18 protein-coding genes are annotated in these 16,685 nt (G+C 38.4%); 9 read left to right on the top strand and 9 right to left on the bottom strand.

Annotated features, from left to right (window positions below; all coding sequences use genetic code 11):
- Positions 1-58: 58 nt before the first annotated feature.
- From RM539_RS15550 to RM539_RS15520, 7 genes are all read right to left on the bottom strand, one after another.
- Positions 59-1,078 (bottom strand): aldo/keto reductase, encoded by a 1,020-nt coding sequence (locus RM539_RS15550; RefSeq protein ID WP_311504338.1) that lies wholly within the window; start codon positions 1,076-1,078, stop codon positions 59-61.
- 93 nt (positions 1,079-1,171) lie between these two features.
- On the bottom strand, positions 1,172-2,218 hold the full coding sequence (locus tag RM539_RS15545; protein WP_432264635.1) for a flavin-containing monooxygenase: 1,047 nt from the start codon (positions 2,216-2,218) through the stop codon (positions 1,172-1,174).
- A gap of 54 nt (positions 2,219-2,272) precedes the next feature.
- Positions 2,273-3,544, bottom strand: a complete 1,272-nt coding sequence (locus tag RM539_RS15540) for a cation:proton antiporter (RefSeq protein WP_311504336.1) — start codon at positions 3,542-3,544, stop codon at positions 2,273-2,275.
- A 371-nt stretch (positions 3,545-3,915) separates the two neighbouring features.
- A complete protein-coding gene (locus RM539_RS15535) occupies positions 3,916-4,593 on the bottom strand; it encodes a hypothetical protein (RefSeq protein ID WP_311504335.1) in 678 nt (225 codons plus the stop codon).
- Positions 4,594-4,946: 353 nt separating this feature from the next.
- Positions 4,947-5,444 carry a DUF456 domain-containing protein gene (locus tag RM539_RS15530; protein WP_311504334.1) on the bottom strand — a complete coding sequence of 166 codons (498 nt, stop codon included), beginning with the start codon at positions 5,442-5,444 and terminating at the stop codon, positions 4,947-4,949.
- Positions 5,445-5,470: 26 nt separating this feature from the next.
- The gene (gene otsB / locus RM539_RS15525; protein ID WP_311504333.1) at positions 5,471-6,253 is read right to left on the bottom strand and encodes a trehalose-phosphatase; all 783 of its coding nucleotides are present in this window, start codon (positions 6,251-6,253) and stop codon (positions 5,471-5,473) included.
- Positions 6,254-6,343: 90 nt separating this feature from the next.
- The gene (locus RM539_RS15520) at positions 6,344-7,273 is read right to left on the bottom strand and encodes a 1-phosphofructokinase family hexose kinase (protein WP_311504332.1); all 930 of its coding nucleotides are present in this window, start codon (positions 7,271-7,273) and stop codon (positions 6,344-6,346) included.
- Positions 7,274-7,524: 251 nt separating this feature from the next.
- On the opposite strand from RM539_RS15520, the gene RM539_RS15515 reads away from it, so the two are divergent.
- The 5 genes from RM539_RS15515 to RM539_RS15495 all read left to right on the top strand — a co-directional run bounded on the left by RM539_RS15515 (position 7,525) and on the right by RM539_RS15495 (position 11,855).
- Positions 7,525-7,887, top strand: coding sequence for a BlaI/MecI/CopY family transcriptional regulator (locus RM539_RS15515; protein ID WP_311504331.1), 363 nt, complete (start codon positions 7,525-7,527; stop codon positions 7,885-7,887).
- The gene (locus RM539_RS15510; protein WP_311504330.1) at positions 7,887-9,389 is read left to right on the top strand and encodes a M56 family metallopeptidase; all 1,503 of its coding nucleotides are present in this window, start codon (positions 7,887-7,889) and stop codon (positions 9,387-9,389) included. The genes RM539_RS15515 and RM539_RS15510 overlap by 1 nt, the downstream gene beginning before the upstream one ends.
- Complete coding sequence (locus RM539_RS15505) at positions 9,382-9,660, top strand: hypothetical protein (RefSeq protein ID WP_311504329.1); 279 nt, start codon at positions 9,382-9,384, stop codon at positions 9,658-9,660. The genes RM539_RS15510 and RM539_RS15505 overlap by 8 nt, the downstream gene beginning before the upstream one ends.
- 171 nt (positions 9,661-9,831) lie before the next feature.
- Complete coding sequence (locus RM539_RS15500; protein WP_311504328.1) at positions 9,832-11,277, top strand: hypothetical protein; 1,446 nt, start codon at positions 9,832-9,834, stop codon at positions 11,275-11,277.
- 98 nt (positions 11,278-11,375) lie between these two features.
- Complete coding sequence (locus tag RM539_RS15495) at positions 11,376-11,855, top strand: hypothetical protein (protein ID WP_311504327.1); 480 nt, start codon at positions 11,376-11,378, stop codon at positions 11,853-11,855.
- A 75-nt stretch (positions 11,856-11,930) separates the two neighbouring features.
- Here the strand turns inward: RM539_RS15495 and RM539_RS15490 are convergent, their stop codons facing one another.
- Positions 11,931-12,221 carry a YciI-like protein gene (locus tag RM539_RS15490; RefSeq protein WP_311504326.1) on the bottom strand — a complete coding sequence of 97 codons (291 nt, stop codon included), beginning with the start codon at positions 12,219-12,221 and terminating at the stop codon, positions 11,931-11,933.
- A 155-nt stretch (positions 12,222-12,376) separates the two neighbouring features.
- Positions 12,377-13,510 (bottom strand): glycosyltransferase family 2 protein, encoded by a 1,134-nt coding sequence (locus tag RM539_RS15485; protein WP_311504325.1) that lies wholly within the window; start codon positions 13,508-13,510, stop codon positions 12,377-12,379.
- Positions 13,511-13,623: 113 nt separating this feature from the next.
- Here RM539_RS15485 and ruvC point away from each other — a divergent pair, with 113 nt between their 5' ends.
- From ruvC to RM539_RS15465, 4 genes are all read left to right on the top strand, one after another.
- Entirely contained in the window at positions 13,624-14,175 is a 552-nt protein-coding gene (gene ruvC, locus RM539_RS15480; RefSeq protein WP_311504324.1) for a crossover junction endodeoxyribonuclease RuvC, read from the top strand.
- A gap of 30 nt (positions 14,176-14,205) precedes the next feature.
- Positions 14,206-14,571, top strand: coding sequence for a four helix bundle protein (locus tag RM539_RS15475; RefSeq protein ID WP_311504323.1), 366 nt, complete (start codon positions 14,206-14,208; stop codon positions 14,569-14,571).
- A gap of 29 nt (positions 14,572-14,600) precedes the next feature.
- The gene (gene hemW / locus RM539_RS15470; protein ID WP_311504322.1) at positions 14,601-15,731 is read left to right on the top strand and encodes a radical SAM family heme chaperone HemW; all 1,131 of its coding nucleotides are present in this window, start codon (positions 14,601-14,603) and stop codon (positions 15,729-15,731) included.
- A gap of 204 nt (positions 15,732-15,935) precedes the next feature.
- Positions 15,936-16,685 carry a cyclase family protein gene (locus RM539_RS15465; protein ID WP_311504321.1) on the top strand — a complete coding sequence of 250 codons (750 nt, stop codon included), beginning with the start codon at positions 15,936-15,938 and terminating at the stop codon, positions 16,683-16,685.

Here is a 16,685-nt window from a genome sequence, read left to right as displayed (position 1 = left end):
TTCCAGGTGCCTAAACTATTGTTAAGATCATCCTGTGGAAGCTATTTGCAATATCGAATTATAATTGCCTGTCCTCTGCGGTGAATTCGAGCATCCAGCCAGGGTATTCTGCAGGTAACCGGCTCACTTCGTCCAGTTTTTGAAGTTCGTCTTCAGTAAATTCAATTTCTGAAGTATTCAAGTTCTGCTCCAGTTGGTCTGCATTTTTGGCTCCTACAATCACGCTGGTTACTGCCTGTTGTTTAAGAAGCCAGGCGATAGAAAGTTGCGCCGGGGAGGCATTTTTCTTTTCAGCCATTGGTTTTAGTACATCAAGAATATCAAAAGCACGTTCTTTATTTACAGGAGGAAAATCAAAATCGTCTCTTCTTCCACCCGATTTTTTCTCCTCATCGCGGCTATATTTTCCGCTAAGCAAGCCTCCCGCAAGCGGGCTCCAAACCATTAATCCCACTTTCTGGTCCTGAAGCAGGGGGATAATTTCCCTTTCCAGGTCACGACCGGCAATGGTGTAATATGCCTGGAGGGAAGCAAATCTTTCAAGGTGATTATATTTGGAATGATCCAGTGCCTTCATCAGCTGCCATGCGGCAACGTTGCTGGCACCAACATAACGTACTTTTCCACTGCGCACCAAATCGTCAAATGCCCTTAAGGTCTCATCTGTTGGAGTAAGGGGATCGTTAGAGTGCATTTGGTAAAGATCAATATAATCGGTGCCCAGTCTTTTGAGGCTTTGCTCCACCTGATTTATAATGTGGTGCCTGGTAAGGCCTTTTTGATTAGGCCCTTCGCCCATACTGCCACGAACTTTGGTGGCAAGAATGAGATCTTCTCTGGAAGTACCTGAATTTTTAATTGCCTGTCCCGTGATTTCTTCTGAGATCCCTTCAGAATAAACATTTGCAGTGTCAATAAAGTTTACGCCCTTATCAATAGCCTGTTGTAAAAGCTTATCGGCATCTTTCTGTTCAACACCGCCAATGCTTTCAAACTTTCCTTTGGCTCCAAATGTCATTGTGCCAAGGCAGAGTTCAGATACTTTTAGTCCTGTGTTTCCTAATAAATTATATTTCATAGCTAAATTTTGTTTAGCTATAATTTAAAGGAATAGCGGCAGCCGTCAAAATGTTTAGAAGTACTTTAACAGAGGGAGAGAAAACCTATGACTCTATTTATTTAAAATATAATCAGCAAGGTGTTTTGCATCCTTTTTTATACCACCCAAAGTAGCCGAGCCCCGGGTATGCAGCCAGGGCAGACCAATAAAATAGAGCCCTTCTATGTTACTGATACCTCGATGGTGTTCTGGATATCCGTGTTTATCGGGTTCAAGTCCTTCAATCCAACTAAAATTAGCTCTGTAGCCCGTGGCCCACACAATATTTTGAATATCGGTAAGCTCCTTTTTTTCAGTGATAATGAGATTTCCATCGGCATGTTTAGTCTTGCCAACAGGATTGATGTTTTTTCGCTTTAAAATGGATTTTACACTGGTTCCTATAATGGGTTGACGGCCCTTGCGGATTTTCCTTCCCATCCAGGAATCGCGGCTAAAACTAAGGAATCCGGTTTTAGTGAACCACCACCATAAGGTTTTTCCCAATAATTCCTGCGGAAGGGTTCTCACCTTTTCAGGGCCTGAATAGTAAACTTTCCTGCCAGTCCTTGAAATTTCATCCAGAATTTGAAAACCGGAATCTCCGCCACCCACCACCATTGTATTGCCTTTCTTCAGCTGTTGCGGATTTTTATAATAATTGCTGTGGATCTGAAAAATATTTTTATTTATGTTTTTTGCAAATGGGGGTGTATAGGGAATGTGAAAAGGGCCGGTGGCGATAATAACATTTTTAGTCCGTAGATCTCCCTGCGTACTCTTCAGCAGAAAATAGTCTTTTTCACGGCAAATCTTACTGATGAAAGTATTGAAGCGGATCGGGATTTTATATTTTTCAGCATAAAGCTTAAAATAATCGGCCACTTCTTTTTTTGAGGGATAATGTCCCTGTGGAGCAGGAAAATCAAGGCCAGGCAGATTATTAAATTCCGAAGGAGTAAAAAGTTTAAGAGAATCCCATCGGTTAAGCCATGAAGCACCAATTTGCTCTTCTTTATCTACCAGCAGGAAATCTTTGTTGATATCCCTTAGATAAAATGCCATGGCCAAACCTGCCTGCGCTGCGCCAATCACTATAAAATCCTTTACTTTTTCCATTAATGTAAAAATAGGATTATTATACGTTACCGCTAAGCCTGTAAGCATTTACATTTACGCCTCTTCTTTCTGCTCCCGTTCGCGTTCTTTCTCAGTTTTTCTCTTAAAATACCCAATAATGGCAGGAGCGGAAAAGCCGTGTATAATAATGGAAATAAGAATGATATAGGCCGTGATGGCGTATAGTTCATTTTTATATTCAAAACCATCAAACTGCATGAAAGCCCAGGATAAATAGAAAACGGAACCTATTCCACGTATTCCAAGGAAACTAATAGCCAGTTTTTCTTTAAAACTTTCTCTTTTTCCTCCAATAAGCGCGATCATTCCTGCCAGTGGTCTCACAAAAAGAACAAATATTAATGCGAAAACTATCGCTTTCCAGTCGGTTAAACTAAGCATTCCGTTAAGCAGGGAACCACCAAACAGAATAATCCACACCACTAGTAACAGGCGTTCAATTTCATGGATAAAGTCATGCATTTTTTGCTTATAATCTCCACTTACCTTTTCATAATAGCGCAGGCTCAAACCTGCAAAAAATACTGCGAGGAAACCATAGCCGTGAAGGAGCTCACTAAGGCCGTATGTCATAAAGGTAAGGGAAAGCGCCAGAAAGCCGTCAAAGGTTTTTATGCCGGTAAGGCGATGGAAAGCAATTAAGAGCAAACCTATTCCCCGTCCTATTACCAGGCCTACTATAATTCCAATTACTATTTTTAATAAAAGTTTATCCCAGAACCATTCCTGAAAATTAAAAGCTGCCCAACCACCAGCCTGTCCAACCATTACTGCCAAATAGGAAAACGGGAAAGCCATTCCGTCATTAAGTCCTGCTTCTGAGGTTAAGGCAAACCTGATTTTACCTTTATATTCTTTTTCCCTGTCCGGGTCGTCCAGCTGTACATCGGCAGCAAGAACGGGATCTGTAGGAGCAAGTACTGCTGCCAGTAAAAGAGAGGAAGGTATGCTGAGAAGAAGAAAATAATTTCCCAAAAAATAAGCGCAAACCATACATATAGGCATGGTTATAAATACCAGCAGAAGCGGGCGTTTCCACGATTTCCAGTTGTACCTGGTGCCAATTTTTAATCCGGCACCCATCAGGGAAATTATAACAATTGTTTCAGAAAAATACATTAAGCCCTTATCTGCCCAAAGTGGATCCGGCCAGGGTAGCGGAATATCTGCGGCAAATAGCAAAAATCCGATAAGGATAAGAATAAGAGGGGAACTTACTTTAATTTTTTTTGAAACAGAAGGTAACCAGGCCATGATTAAAGTAGCAAATCCAAGTCCGGCCAAAATAAGGTAATGTTCTTTCATAGAGAATAGAAAAATCTGAATTTAAGTCTTCTGCTTTTGCTGCTCAAACTTTTTACAAAAGCCTAACATTTGATGCATTTCCAGAAAACCCACTCACATAGTCGTAGTAAGTTCTTTAAAGTTTCAAGTAGTTCATCAAAATGTTATAATATAAATTGAAGAGGAATTGATGGTCAGGGCCAAGGACTTTCAGAAGAACATTTGCAGGAGATAAACAAGGGAAATATAATTTGTCCATTAACTTCGGGAAAAAGGATGTGAATAAGATTAAAGTTAGGACAAGCAAGTCACTTGGGGGAATATGCCGTCTAAAAAAACCGCCTTCAGTAGGGTGAAGACGGTCTTATGTCCATAAATTAATTAACATGGAGCTATTGAGTGGTTGTAATAGTATCAATATCTGTACTGTAATTTGAAGTATCCACACCTGAAGGGGACATAGGAGAACTATTTATCTCTGAGTCCATTTGGCGTAGAATATCGGCAGACTGGGTAAAAAATCCGCTTAAGAAAAGATTTCGATCTTCATCACTGGTGTCTACAGCCAAATCATTAAGATGTGTCCTTAACCCCTGTACCTCATCTTCAAGTTCCGGATACTGGTTACTCTGGATTGCCTGAAGATTGTCAACTACTACTTTCCCGGTACGTCTAATACTATCCAGTTGTTGCTGGGGTTGCCACTGGCTGATACTTTCCATTTCGGGTCCCGGAGTGTGATTAAGTTCTATCGATTTCTCTTCCACAGCCTCTAAAAGAAGCATCATTGCCCTTTGCTGTGAACGGGGATCATTTCCCAAAAGGTCATCATCACTTCCCCCCTCTACGTAACTTAGATATTCCCCAACTGCGTTCTCAGGGTATTCATTGTTGGCATAATCTTCGGTTTCGTACTGCTCAATTTGCTGGATGTTATCTTCATCTGAAACATCGTCATTAGTACCATCGTCGGCCCATACAAAGAAGTAGAGTAATGCCAGGATGATTATAATAATTAGTAAAACCCAGGGCCAGACGGGTTTTTTCTTTTCAACATGTATTTCTGCCATAATTGTGTTTTTTTGGTTTATAGCTGTGCTTAATATTTAAAATTAAGAAAAATAGGAAAGGGGTAGGATTAAAGCTCTAATAAAGAAAAGCAAAGATTTGTTAATTGTTATAGCTGGAAAATGATTAATTATCAGGTACTTCAGGTGCTGATTTAGATAAACTACGGGGCGAATTAAATATATAAGATATCAATTTTCTGCAGATTCTGGTAGCCCTGGAATATGACAGTATTTAATTAGCAGAAAGATATAAGTAGTCATCCCGGGATGATAGAAAAGTTGGCTGAAGTATGATTTTTTAATAGAAATAATTTTATAATCCCAGCTCTGAAGGAAAATCTCAGGCGAAGGTTTTAGAATATAATTTGTCTGTATTCCCAAAATTTTACCAGGAATAGAATAAGGAAAATAAAAGCCGCCATAAATTCCATAAAAGTTGAAGCGAGGAAGCCTGCAAAAGAACCAATTGCAGCACGTAAAGCTGATTTTGAATTACTTTTATTAATCATTTCCCCTATAAAGGCTCCCACAAAGGGGCCAATTAAAATAGCAAAAGGAATTGGAGTAAAAATACCCACTATAAGTCCTATAGTGGTACCAATAACTCCTGCTCTGCTCCCGCCGAATCTTTTTGTACCCATGGCGGGAATTACAAGCTCCAGAATATAAATGAGTGCAGCAACAAAAAAGCTTATTCCTAAGAACCAGTAGTTAACAGGGACTGAAGGGGCAAGGTGGAATACGAGCAATCCGCACCAGCTTAACGGGACTCCCGGCACAACAGGTAGAATACTACCCATAACACCAAGAATCATCAAAAGTGCGGCAATGCTAAAAAAGATAATATCCATAGGACAGGGGATGGGCGATTTATATTTTATTGTTTTTCTAAAAGTAGTCTAAAAAATTGTTCTACTTCATCAATATTCTTCAGGGAATAATCGGCGGAGGTTTGGTGTCCATGGTCTCCAACAAGTATACCCAAACCGTTTTGTACATATTTAAAAGCGTCTTCATCAGTAACATCATCCCCGATATAAACTGAATAATTCTGATCCTTTTCACCGAGCTGCTCTTTTAAAAATTCAACAGCCTTACCTTTATGCCAGTCTATAGAAGGACGTATTTCTATTACTTTTTTACCATCGGCTTTCTTCAAATCCGGATAATCTTTAAGGCTAGCAGCTACACGATCATGAACCTCGTCTGTCATTTCTTCCTTTACCTTCCGGTAATGTATGGCTAAGGTGAATTTTTTACGCTCAAAATCCACTCCGGCAATATCACTAAGTTCCTCATGCAACAAAGGTTCTATTTCGTCAAATGTCGGTAATACTTTTTGCGCTTCATCATTTTCCTTAAGGAAATTTCCTGGCCCGGAAATTTCAAAACCATGGCTTCCGGCGTAATAAAGCTCAGGAATATTTACTCTCTGGCTCACATCCTTCATCCCGCGCCCGCTTACTACAGCTGCTGGATAAACTTTCGAAAGCCGCAATACCAGGTCGCGCATTTTTTCTGAAATAGCCGCGTCTTCATGGTGTTCTACTATTGGAGCCAGCGTACCGTCAAAATCCAGGAACAACAAAGCTTTTTCCTGTTGAAATTTATCTCTGAGTTCTTTCCCGTGTTCCAGGGCTGAAGGCAATTGATGTGACATTTTATTGAATATTTAGTTGATTATTTTAGGCCGTTGTTTTTCAAGATAAGCAAAATAGATAATTTTACTACTTCAGTATAAAGAACGGTATCAGGAACTGCTAAGCTGTTTATAGAGTTTTTCGGCGTCTTCTTTTTGCAATAATTCCGTTCCCGGGGAAATAAGAGTGGCACTTCCGCAGGCGAGTCCATACTGAACGGCTTCTTCAAGGGATTTACCGGCAGCAAGGCTGTACACCATGCCACCTACCATACTGTCTCCGGCACCTATAGAACTATTAGGTTTTACGTTTGGTGCGGGAAAATGCTTTACTCCTTCTTTTGTAGCCAGAAATGCCCCGTCCGGACCCAGGGAATGTACAATAATATCTAAAGAATATTTCTGAAGTACTTCCTGCAGCATTTCCTTCCGGTCTTCCATACTTTCAGCTTTTCTACCACTCAGGTCTTCCAGCTCGTCCAGGTTTGGCTTTACCAGATAAGCTCCTTCCTTTAAACCTGCAGCCAAAGCTTTTCCTGAAGTATCCAGCACAAATTTTATATTCTTGCTTTTTGCAATTTTAGCCACCTGGGAATAGAAATCTTCCGGGACCCCTGGGGGCAGGCTTCCGCTGGCCACCAGAAATTCTGCTACAGGTAAATTTTCTATTTTTTTAAGCAGTGCTTTGTATTCAGCTTCTGATAATTCTTCTCCGGGAAAACCAATGCGGTAAAGTTCACCTGTAGACTCTTCAAAAATCCCAAAATTCTGGCGCATTTCATTTTTCACCTCCAAAGCATCCAGTGCAATATTTTCCTTTTTCAGCAGTCCGCTAAAAATTTTTCCCGTAAATCCACCGCAGGTATAAATCGCTTTTGTGTCCCCACCAAGCCTTTTGATCACGCGCGAAACATTTATTCCGCCCCCACCAGGATCTTTTTTAGGCGAATTAGAGCGCATCTTTTTCTCAGGTTCTACTTTTTCCACATTGGTGTAAATATCCAGAGCGGGATTAGCGGTGAGGGTGATTATTATTTTCATTTTTTCTTTTTATAAACTTTCTCTCTAAATGTAACTGTTCTTCTACGGAATTCATTATTCTGCCTCCATATTTGGAAATTATTTAACAGCACCAACTAAGGGAATAAAGGGGTTGCAGATCGAAAACTGATAAATTTAAATAAATTCTTTCCCAGTTATTTCTGCAATTATAACTAATATATTAGTTTAAACTAAATATTTAGTTTATATTTGAAATATCAATACAGAAATTTTTACATTAAATCCATCAAATGAAGCAGCTCACTAAAGCCGAAGAAGAGATTATGCAGGTGCTCTGGCAGCTAAAGGAAGCAAATGTTGCCTCCATAATTGAAGAATTACCTGAACCAAAACCGGCTTACAATACCGTTTCTACCATTGTAAGAATTCTGGAAAGCAAGGAATTTGTAGACCACAGGCAACAGGGGAAGGGATATATTTATTTCCCTGTTGTGGAGAAGGAAACGTATAGTAGCCAGAGCATGAATAAGCTTATCAATAATTACTTCAATGGTTCTTTTAAAAGTATGGTATCCTTTTTTATGAAGAACAATAAAATGGATACGCAGGACCTGGAAGCGATTTTAAAGGAGATCAATAAAAAAGAAGACTAATGTTATATTATATACTCGAAATTATAATTTTCCAGCTTTGCTTTTTGCTGGCGTATGAAGTGCTGCTAAAAAAAGAAACTTTCTTCAGCTATAACAGGTGGTATTTATTGCTGACACCAATTGTTGCCATGCTGTTGCCTTTACTAAAACTGAATTTTTTGGCAGAAGCAGTACCGCAAAATGCGCGGGTAATGCTGCCTGCGGTGGTAATTGGGGAGCAAAACCAGGCCATAGAACAGTTACCTGCCGTAAATCTTACTGCAGCAGAGGGATTCCAGTTAAACTGGTGGCTGGTAATCTATAGTATTGGCTTTTTGGTAGTCCTAATGCTGTTTCTGAAAAAACTCAGGAACCTTAACAGGATGTTCCGTTTCAGGAAAATTTCAGAAGAAAAAGATTTCAGGATCATTGAGATTCCAGATTCCAATGTGGCCTATACATTTTTCAGCACCATTTTCCTGGGCGATCAGCTTTCCGAAGAAGAAAAAGAACAAATCCTTTCTCATGAATTGGTGCATGTAAAACAGAAACATAGCTGGGATCTGATTTTCTTTGAAATGCTGAAAATTATCTTTTGGTTTAATCCGCTTATCTATATCTATCAATCCAGAATTGCCGGGCTTCATGAATTTCTGGCAGATGAAGAAGTGGTAAAAAATACTGAAAAAAGGACGTATTACGAGCAACTCCTGAATTCGGCTTTCAACACTCAAAATATTTCATTTATCAATCAATTTTTTAATCATTCATTATTCAAAAAACGAATCGTTATGTTACAAAAATCAAAATCAACAACTATTGCAAAATTCAAATTCCTGATCATTATTCCGCTAATGATGCTAATGCTTACTTATGTGGCGTGTTCTGAGGATCAAGCTTCAGAAGAACTTCAAACCGGGCAGATAGAGAAAGGAATTCTTCAATTAGAAGTAAAGGATTTTGAGAACCTGACTGCTGAAGAGCGTAAAAGCCTCACTGCAGCATTTGCCGAAATGTCTGATGACGCTGGTTACAGCAGAATAGAGATTACAGATGGAGAGAAAACAATAGTCATGAACGGAAATCCTAAAGATGAAGACTCCAGCATTGAGGTAAAGCGAAACGATGGCAAAACTACATCGCCCGCTTATACTGAAGGAGGAGACGTGCCATATGGGGTAATAGAGGAAGTTCCGGCTTTTCCCGGCTGTGAAGGCATCGAATCCAACGAGGAAAGGAAAAAATGTACTTCCCAGAAAATCACTGAATTTGTAAATAAAGAATTTGATAAAGATATCGGTGAAGAGCTTGGATTAAAAGGGTTAAACCGCGTGATCGTACAGTTTAAAATCGCTAAAGACGGGACTATACAGGAGGTTAGGTCACGTGCGGCCGCACCGGAACTTGAGGAAGAGGCCGAGCGCGTAATTAAAAGCCTGCCTGTGATGACTCCCGGAAAGCAAGATGGCAAAGCAGTTGGAGTAATGTATTCCCTGCCAATAGTATTTCAGGTAAATGAGTAGGATTTTTCTTTTGTTCATTGTTTATTTAACAGCCTGCGGGGCCGGGGCACAGACTCCGGCTCTTGCTGTTTCAGATAGTTTATATGCGGTGGGAAAGTATGCTGAAGCGATTGAAATTGCCAGCAAAGCTGAAGCTTCCGAAGGAGTTTTCCTGAAATTAGCAAAATATCACAAAGCTGATGGAAACTACGAAGCAGCGCTGGAAAACTACCGGAAGGTTTTAGCTGGAAATCCTGGCCGCCTTTTAACTGGACTAAAAATGAAGTATTGAAAACCCTTGATTCATAAAATAATTGTAATGTTTATAGATACACTTAAAAAAATATTTTACGCCTTAATTTTAATTTCAGTTTCTGGTTGTAGCTCGAAAATCAGCCAAAATTTTCAAAATAACCGGTATGTAAATAATTACAGTTTACATATTATAAATGATTCCCTGAAAATGTATTTTAAAACTCCTGCCGATATTGATTTTGTACGAAGCAAGAGGCAACTAAAAAAAATCATTAGACATTCTTCAATAGAATTTCCGAATAAAATCCTTGCTTATGGTAGAACTGATTTTCCTCCTTATGAATTTTTTGTCACTATCGGAAATAGAAACTTTCCAGATTACAATAAAAATTTAATTGTCTTTGACACCGTACTTATGGGAAAGAGAATGCATTTTATTGGTAATCCTCTGAACCAAAGCTCCGCTAATCCTTTAAGAAATGATTTGGCCAGTACCTTTAATACTCTGGAAATTGGTGAGGGATATAGGAGAAATATCACTTCTGTCATGGATATTGTAAGGAAATATAATGAATCTAATAAATTCTACTATGCTTTAGATCAAATACAGCAATTTCCGGCTTATGATAAAGCTGAAGAATGGACAAAATTTCAAATGGAAATTACCTATGCTTCTTTTTTAGGTGAAAACTTAATCTATAAAGAATTACTTGATCAATATGAGGCTAATTATACTCCTCAGGATTCCGTAAAAAACAAAATAGGAAAGGCTGCCCTCTTTAATACAAAAGCAATAAATTTAATTATTGAAGAAGCCGGCCGGCATAAAATTGTGATGATCAATGAGAAGCATTTTTTTCCCAATCATAGGCTAATCCTTTTAGAGTTATTACCAAAACTAAAAGAAATAGGCTACAATAAGCTAGCTCTGGAAGGTCTGGGTACCAACCAGGATAGCATATTGAATCAGGAAGGGGGATATCCTACATTAAAAACCGGATTCTACACCAGTGAACAAAATTTCAGCAACTTAATTAGAGAAGCAAAATCTTTGGGTTATGAATTTGTAGCTTATGATGATATTGGAGCAAAAGACCGTGAAGTTAGCCAGGCAAAAAATCTTTTTGAAAAGACACTTAAAAAACATCCCAGGGATAAAGTTTTGGTTCTGGCAGGGATTGCCCATATCCTTGAAAAACCTACTAAGAATGGTAATAAGCGAATGGCTACAGTGTTGAAGAACGAATACAAAATTGATCCTCTAACCATTAGTCAGACCCAATTGAGCTACTACCGTAAATATTTTGATGAAGATTATATTTTATTGAGCAGTAAGAATTTAACTGATTATCGTTTAAGATCTGTAGATTATCATTTACTAAATAACAAATCTTTAGATTTTTCTCTGTGGCAATCAAATTTTAAATATAAAAATGAACATGATTTTGAAGTGCAGGTTGCTCTTTTTTATTCCAGCGAATTACTTTATAAAACCGATTATCATAATAAGATTCCCTATTTTACTACTATAGTTAAAAAGGGTGAAATGGTTAATTTGCCTGTAAAATCCGGAAAGAAAATTTATTTATATAGTTATGACAAGAATGGGAACAGAATAGATAAAATTGTATTAGGTTCTTCGGATAATAGCTGATAAACCTAAAGTTTAAGTTTAATTACACATTTTATTTACATTTCCGGGTTTTACCTCATTTTCATTACTTTTGCTAAAAGCTTAACCGCAGATTGGTAATGAAAAGAATTTTACTTCTTGTTTTTCCTTTGCTTATTCTAACTGCCTGTAATTTCGAAACAAAAAAAATTTCTTCGGAAGAGGTTTTGGATCAAGAAACCAGGACCCTTAACTGGAAAGAAGTAGATGAGTATCCTGCTTTTGAAGATTGCCAGCAGGAAACCGAACTCACCAAAGCCAAAGATTGTTTCGAAAATAAAGTCGCCAAAACAATTTATGCCTACCTGGCAAAACAGCAACCGGTGGTAACCGAAAGTATAGATGACACTTTATATCTCTACCTTGAAATCAGTAAACAGGGTCGGCCAAAAATAGATTCTATAGTTTCCATAGACACTACTTTAACCAATGAGCTACCAAAAATTGAAGAATGGCTTTACCAAAGCATCGATTCCCTTCCAAAAATTTATCCCGCCAGCAAACGTGGGATCCCTGTTTCTACGGTTTTTAAGATGCCGGTTCTCATTAAAGCGGAATAACTCAATAGACAAATTAAAATTGACAATGGAGAATTCTTAATTGTATATTAGTTGTCCATTGTCATTTATCCATTATCAATTTGCGATGTCATTTCCAATCACCACATTCCACTTCCTGATGCTCCATTTTTTTACAAGTCCGTTTTTTACGTAGGGATCGGTTTCGGCAAAAGTTTTTGCGGCTTCATCATTCTCTGCTCTAAATACAAATACTGCTTCATCTGCAGGATTATCTAAAGCTCCGGCCAGGATAATAGTTCCGGTTTGAGCGGCTTCCTTTGCAAGATTTAGATGTTCGTTACGATATTTACCGCGTTCTTCAAGATAATTTTCCTGAAGCTGGTATCTTAGGATATAGTAGTTCATTATTGTTGCTGTTTAAAACCGAAGTTACAATTTTTTATTAGTGGAGAGCGAAAAGTGGAAAGTGGAAAGTGAGAGTGAAGAGTGAAGAGTGGGAAGTGTAGCTAGAAGCTGTAAAAAACCGACAACAAACAACTGATAACATTCAAAATAACTTTTCAGCTCTTAAACTTTCTTCCTTTCCATTGAAACCCTGAGAATAAGGAGGCAATAGCTACAAAAGCTGAAAAAGGCGGATAAACAATACTGCACCAGAAATAATTGCGCATGGCTAGTTCCCTTTTAAAGAATTTGGCAGCAAGGAAAATCAGGATAAAGTCGGCATTAAATTTTAGAAGGAAAATTACCAGGATTGGCTGTTGTGGCAAAACTTTAAAAAGCACCAGGAAAGCTGCTATTATCAGTGAAAAGTTCATCAGCAGGACACTTAATCCGGCAAATTTAGAAAAAGTAGATGTGTAAGCAGGAGCTTTCGCGGCCCAGCGGATACGTTGTGAAACCAACTGCGGAAGGCTTTGCTGAGGTTTGGTCTTTACCATCGCATGTTCTGATTTCAAAAAGGCAATTTTCAATCCTGTTTCCTGAAACTTCTGAAGCAGAAAAACATCATCGCCACTGGCAATTTTATCGTTTCCGTTAAAACCTTTAGCTTCTAAAAAAGCTTCCTTTTTATAGCATAGGTTTGCGCCGTTACACATAAACGGCTGATTAATTCCAAAAGCACCAACTGTAGTTGCCTGCAGGCTGAAAAAATCCAGTTTCTCGAATTTCTGAAACAGCTTTTTTCTTTTTTCTTCCTTAAAATAAACAGGTCCGCAAATCATGCCGGCGTCACTTTTCAGAATAAAATCATTAAAGCTTTGCAACCAGGATTCCGGCACTTCACAATCGGCATCAGTGCTAATAATATATTGAAAATTGCTATTTTCAATTCCTGTCTTTATCGCGTTTTTTTTTGGTGATCCTGAAATTCGCTCATTTTCCAAAATAGAAATTTTCAGGTGTGGGTTTTGAGCCTGGTATTCTTTGCATATTTCTACCGAATCATCTTCGGAAGCGTCATTTACCAGTAAAATTTCAAAGTGAGCAGCAGGATAATTCAGTTTTGAGAGCGATTTTAATAAACCCGGAAGGTTTTTAGCTTCATTTCTGAAGGGGATAATTACAGAAAACCGAATTTTAGGTTTTAAAACTTCCGGTTTAAATTCCGCCACTTTATTCCAGCCGTAGATAAGTGCCAAAATAAGGGACAGGTAACAGGCGGCGATAAGAAAAAAGAGGTTTAGAAGCATGGGCTTTTTTAATGCAGGTTCAAAATTCAGGGAAACAACAAGAATTCCGTAGCTTTGCGAAGCTGATCGAAATTAAGGAAATTCCGGAAGCATTCATCCGAAAAATGGCAAATTTGAAGAGCGAAAAAATCATTTTAGGTATAGATCCCGGAACTACCATTATGGGTTATGGACTTATAAAAGTGGTGGATAAAAAAATGGAATTTTTGCAGTTAAATGAACTTCAGCTGCAAAAATATGATGACCATTACGTAAAGCTGAAAATAATTTTTGAACGTACCATAGAACTTATTGAAACTTATCATCCGGACGAGATTGCCATTGAAGCCCCTTTCTTCGGAAAGAACGTACAATCTATGCTAAAACTTGGCCGTGCGCAAGGAGTTGCAATGGCAGCCGGGCTTTCCAGGCAGATTCCCATCACGGAATATCTTCCGAAGAAAATAAAAATGGCTATTACCGGGAACGGAAGCGCCAGCAAGGAGCAGGTGGCTAAAATGCTGCAAAGCCTTTTAAAACTGAAATCTTTGCCAAAAAATCTCGACTCCACCGATGGGCTTGCCGCTGCGGTTTGTCATTTTTACAATTCCGGCCGTGTGGAAGTTGGCAAAAGCTATACCGGCTGGGCTGCATTTGTGAAGCAAAACCCGGGGAAGATCAAATAACAATAATCAGTAAACAATTATCAATTATCAATGAAAGAGGTAAAGGGCAACCCACTGGCACAGAAATCATATTCCTTTGCTTTGGAAATTATAACTAATTGTAAGTTATTGATGAATGAGAAAAGGGAATTTATTCTTTCCAAACAGCTCTTGCGAAGCGGTACATCTATTGGCGCTAATATAGCAGAAGCAAATGGAGCCATTTCTACTGCTGATTTTTCTGCTAAAATTTCTATCGCTTATAAGGAAAGCCTGGAAACCAAATATTGGCTCTCCCTATTAAAAGATGCAGAATACATAAGCCTGAAAGATTTTGAAAGGCTACAGCCTTTAGCCGATGAACTTTCCAAAATTTTGTTCTCCATCCTTAAATCGACCAGGTTAAAAAAGAACTGATTATTGTTAATTGGTAATTGAATATTGTAATGAGCGGAATTTACATCCATATTCCATTTTGTAAGCAGGCCTGCCATTACTGTGATTTTCATTTTTCTACCTCCATGAAAAAGAAAGATCAGCTGGTGGAAATGTTGTGCAAAGAACTGGTGCTGCGGAAAAATGAGCTGCCGGAAGAAAAAATACAAACCATTTATTTTGGCGGCGGAACTCCCAGTTTGTTGACTTCAGCTGAACTTCAGCAGATTTTTACTGCGATTTTTTCCAATTATGATGTTGCTGAAAATCTTGAAATCACGCTCGAAGCCAATCCCGATGACCTTTCCGAAGGAAAACTTAAGATTTTAGCTGAATCTAAAATCAACCGACTCAGTATTGGCGTGCAGTCTTTTTTTGAAGAAGATCTAAAACTGATGAACCGTGCGCATAATTCTGAAGAAGCTTTAAAAAGCATTCAGCTGGCAACAAAGTATTTTGATAATATTTCCATGGACCTTATTTACGGAATTCCCGAAATGTCTGCGGAAAGATGGCAGGAAAACTTAGAAATAGCGCTGAATTTAGGGGTGCCCCATATTTCAAGTTATGCACTTACGGTAGAGCCAAATACCGCACTGCATAAATTTATTGAAAAAGGCAAAATAAAACCTGTGGACGACGAGGCTGCAAAAACTCATTTTGAGATTATGTTGGGCATGCTCAAAAATGCCAGTTTTCAACATTATGAATTTTCAAACTTTGGGAAAGAAGGCTATTTTTCTCAAAATAATACCGCGTACTGGTTGGGGAAATCCTACCTGGGAATAGGCCCTTCAGCACATTCGTATGATGGCGAAAGCAGAAAGTGGAATGTTAGCAATAATGCTTTGTACATAAAAGCGCTGGAGAAAAATGAGCTGCCAATGGAAATGGAAAAACTTTCCAATACCGATAAATACAACGAATATGTAATGACGCGGCTGCGAACCAAATTTGGTGTAGATATAGTTGAAGTTGAAGAACGATTTGGCGAAAAATATAAAGATTATCTTTTACAGCAGGCTCATTTTTTACTGAAAAAGAATCTATTACAATACGAAAGCGAGATTTTGCATGTTACTTCCAAAGGAAAGTTTTTGAGTGATGGGATTGCTGCAGATTTGTTTTTTCTTGATGAGTGAAAGAGTTAAAAGTTTAAAAATAAAAAGTAAATGATTTAAAGAGGGAAGAAGAGAGCGGGTAATTTGAAAAAATCACGACTGAATGTAACCTCCGAGCTAAAAATTCCGAACTGAGAAAACTTACAACTGACAACTTCCCAACCGACGAGAAAATTTAAAATTCTGCATTCAAAATAATAAAAAAAGCTTTCCTAATTTAGCCTTATGAAGGCAAAAATAGAAACTGGCTCCAAAACCTATACTGTCGATCTGTCAAAGCCGCTGGATATTTCTTTAAGCTTGCGGGGAGACAGTAAAAATCCGCTTGCCTGGTACCTGGATGCGCCGGAAATAAAACCTGTGAAAAACGGTAATTTTATTGGGAAAGTAAGTGAAGGTGCATCAGTTAATTTCAACAATATCAGCTTTAATCCGCACGGGCATGGTACGCATACAGAATGTGTGGGGCATATAACTCGGGATTTTTTCAGCATCAATCAAACACTTAAAGATTTCTTTTTTTCGGCTAAGCTCATTTCCGTAGAACCTGAAAAAATAGGAGAAGACCAGGTTATTTCCGAAGAACAGCTAAGGGCGAAATTTGCCAAAAATGAAGCGGAAGCTTTAATTATCAGAACACTTCCCAATTATATAGAAAAGCGCAGCCGCAAATATTCGCATACCAACTGGCCTTATTTGGAGGAAGCCGCTGCACGGTACATCCGCGAATGTGGAGTCAAACATTTACTCATCGATTTGCCTTCGGTAGATAAGGAAAAAGACGGCGGGAAGCTGCTGGCACATAAATCTTTTTGGAACTATCCAAAAAATATAAATTTTGATGCTACCATTACTGAGCTGGTGTATGTTTCGAACAACATCGTTGACGGGGAATACCTGTTAAATCTGCAAATCGCTTCTTTTGAAAATGATGCGACGCCCAGCAAACCAGTTTTATATAAAATTCAGCAATAA

This window comes from Autumnicola musiva, assembly GCF_031846585.1.
Taxonomy (GTDB): domain Bacteria; phylum Bacteroidota; class Bacteroidia; order Flavobacteriales; family Flavobacteriaceae; genus Autumnicola; species Autumnicola musiva.
Note: the sequence above shows the minus strand (reverse complement) of the source record. Positions and strands in the feature narration are given on the sequence as shown.

Coding starts and splice junctions, on each gene's coding strand:
- RM539_RS15500 (WP_311504328.1), top strand. CDS start 9,832: ATGTATTTTAAAACTCCTGCCGATATTGATTTTGTACGAAGCAAGAGG.
- RM539_RS15485 (WP_311504325.1), bottom strand. CDS start 13,510: ATGCTTCTAAACCTCTTTTTTCTTATCGCCGCCTGTTACCTGTCCCTT.
- RM539_RS15490 (WP_311504326.1), bottom strand. CDS start 12,221: ATGAACTACTATATCCTAAGATACCAGCTTCAGGAAAATTATCTTGAA.
- RM539_RS15520 (WP_311504332.1), bottom strand. CDS start 7,273: ATGAAAATAATAATCACCCTCACCGCTAATCCCGCTCTGGATATTTAC.
- RM539_RS15510 (WP_311504330.1), top strand. CDS start 7,887: ATGTTATATTATATACTCGAAATTATAATTTTCCAGCTTTGCTTTTTG.
- RM539_RS15550 (WP_311504338.1), bottom strand. CDS start 1,078: ATGAAATATAATTTATTAGGAAACACAGGACTAAAAGTATCTGAACTC.
- RM539_RS15540 (WP_311504336.1), bottom strand. CDS start 3,544: ATGAAAGAACATTACCTTATTTTGGCCGGACTTGGATTTGCTACTTTA.
- RM539_RS15530 (WP_311504334.1), bottom strand. CDS start 5,444: ATGGATATTATCTTTTTTAGCATTGCCGCACTTTTGATGATTCTTGGT.
- RM539_RS15495 (WP_311504327.1), top strand. CDS start 11,376: ATGAAAAGAATTTTACTTCTTGTTTTTCCTTTGCTTATTCTAACTGCC.
- RM539_RS15505 (WP_311504329.1), top strand. CDS start 9,382: ATGAGTAGGATTTTTCTTTTGTTCATTGTTTATTTAACAGCCTGCGGG.
- RM539_RS15475 (WP_311504323.1), top strand. CDS start 14,206: ATGAAAGAGGTAAAGGGCAACCCACTGGCACAGAAATCATATTCCTTT.
- RM539_RS15545 (WP_432264635.1), bottom strand. CDS start 2,218: ATGGAAAAAGTAAAGGATTTTATAGTGATTGGCGCAGCGCAGGCAGGT.
- RM539_RS15465 (WP_311504321.1), top strand. CDS start 15,936: ATGAAGGCAAAAATAGAAACTGGCTCCAAAACCTATACTGTCGATCTG.
- RM539_RS15535 (WP_311504335.1), bottom strand. CDS start 4,593: ATGGCAGAAATACATGTTGAAAAGAAAAAACCCGTCTGGCCCTGGGTT.
- otsB (WP_311504333.1), bottom strand. CDS start 6,253: ATGTCACATCAATTGCCTTCAGCCCTGGAACACGGGAAAGAACTCAGA.
- RM539_RS15515 (WP_311504331.1), top strand. CDS start 7,525: ATGAAGCAGCTCACTAAAGCCGAAGAAGAGATTATGCAGGTGCTCTGG.
- hemW (WP_311504322.1), top strand. CDS start 14,601: ATGAGCGGAATTTACATCCATATTCCATTTTGTAAGCAGGCCTGCCAT.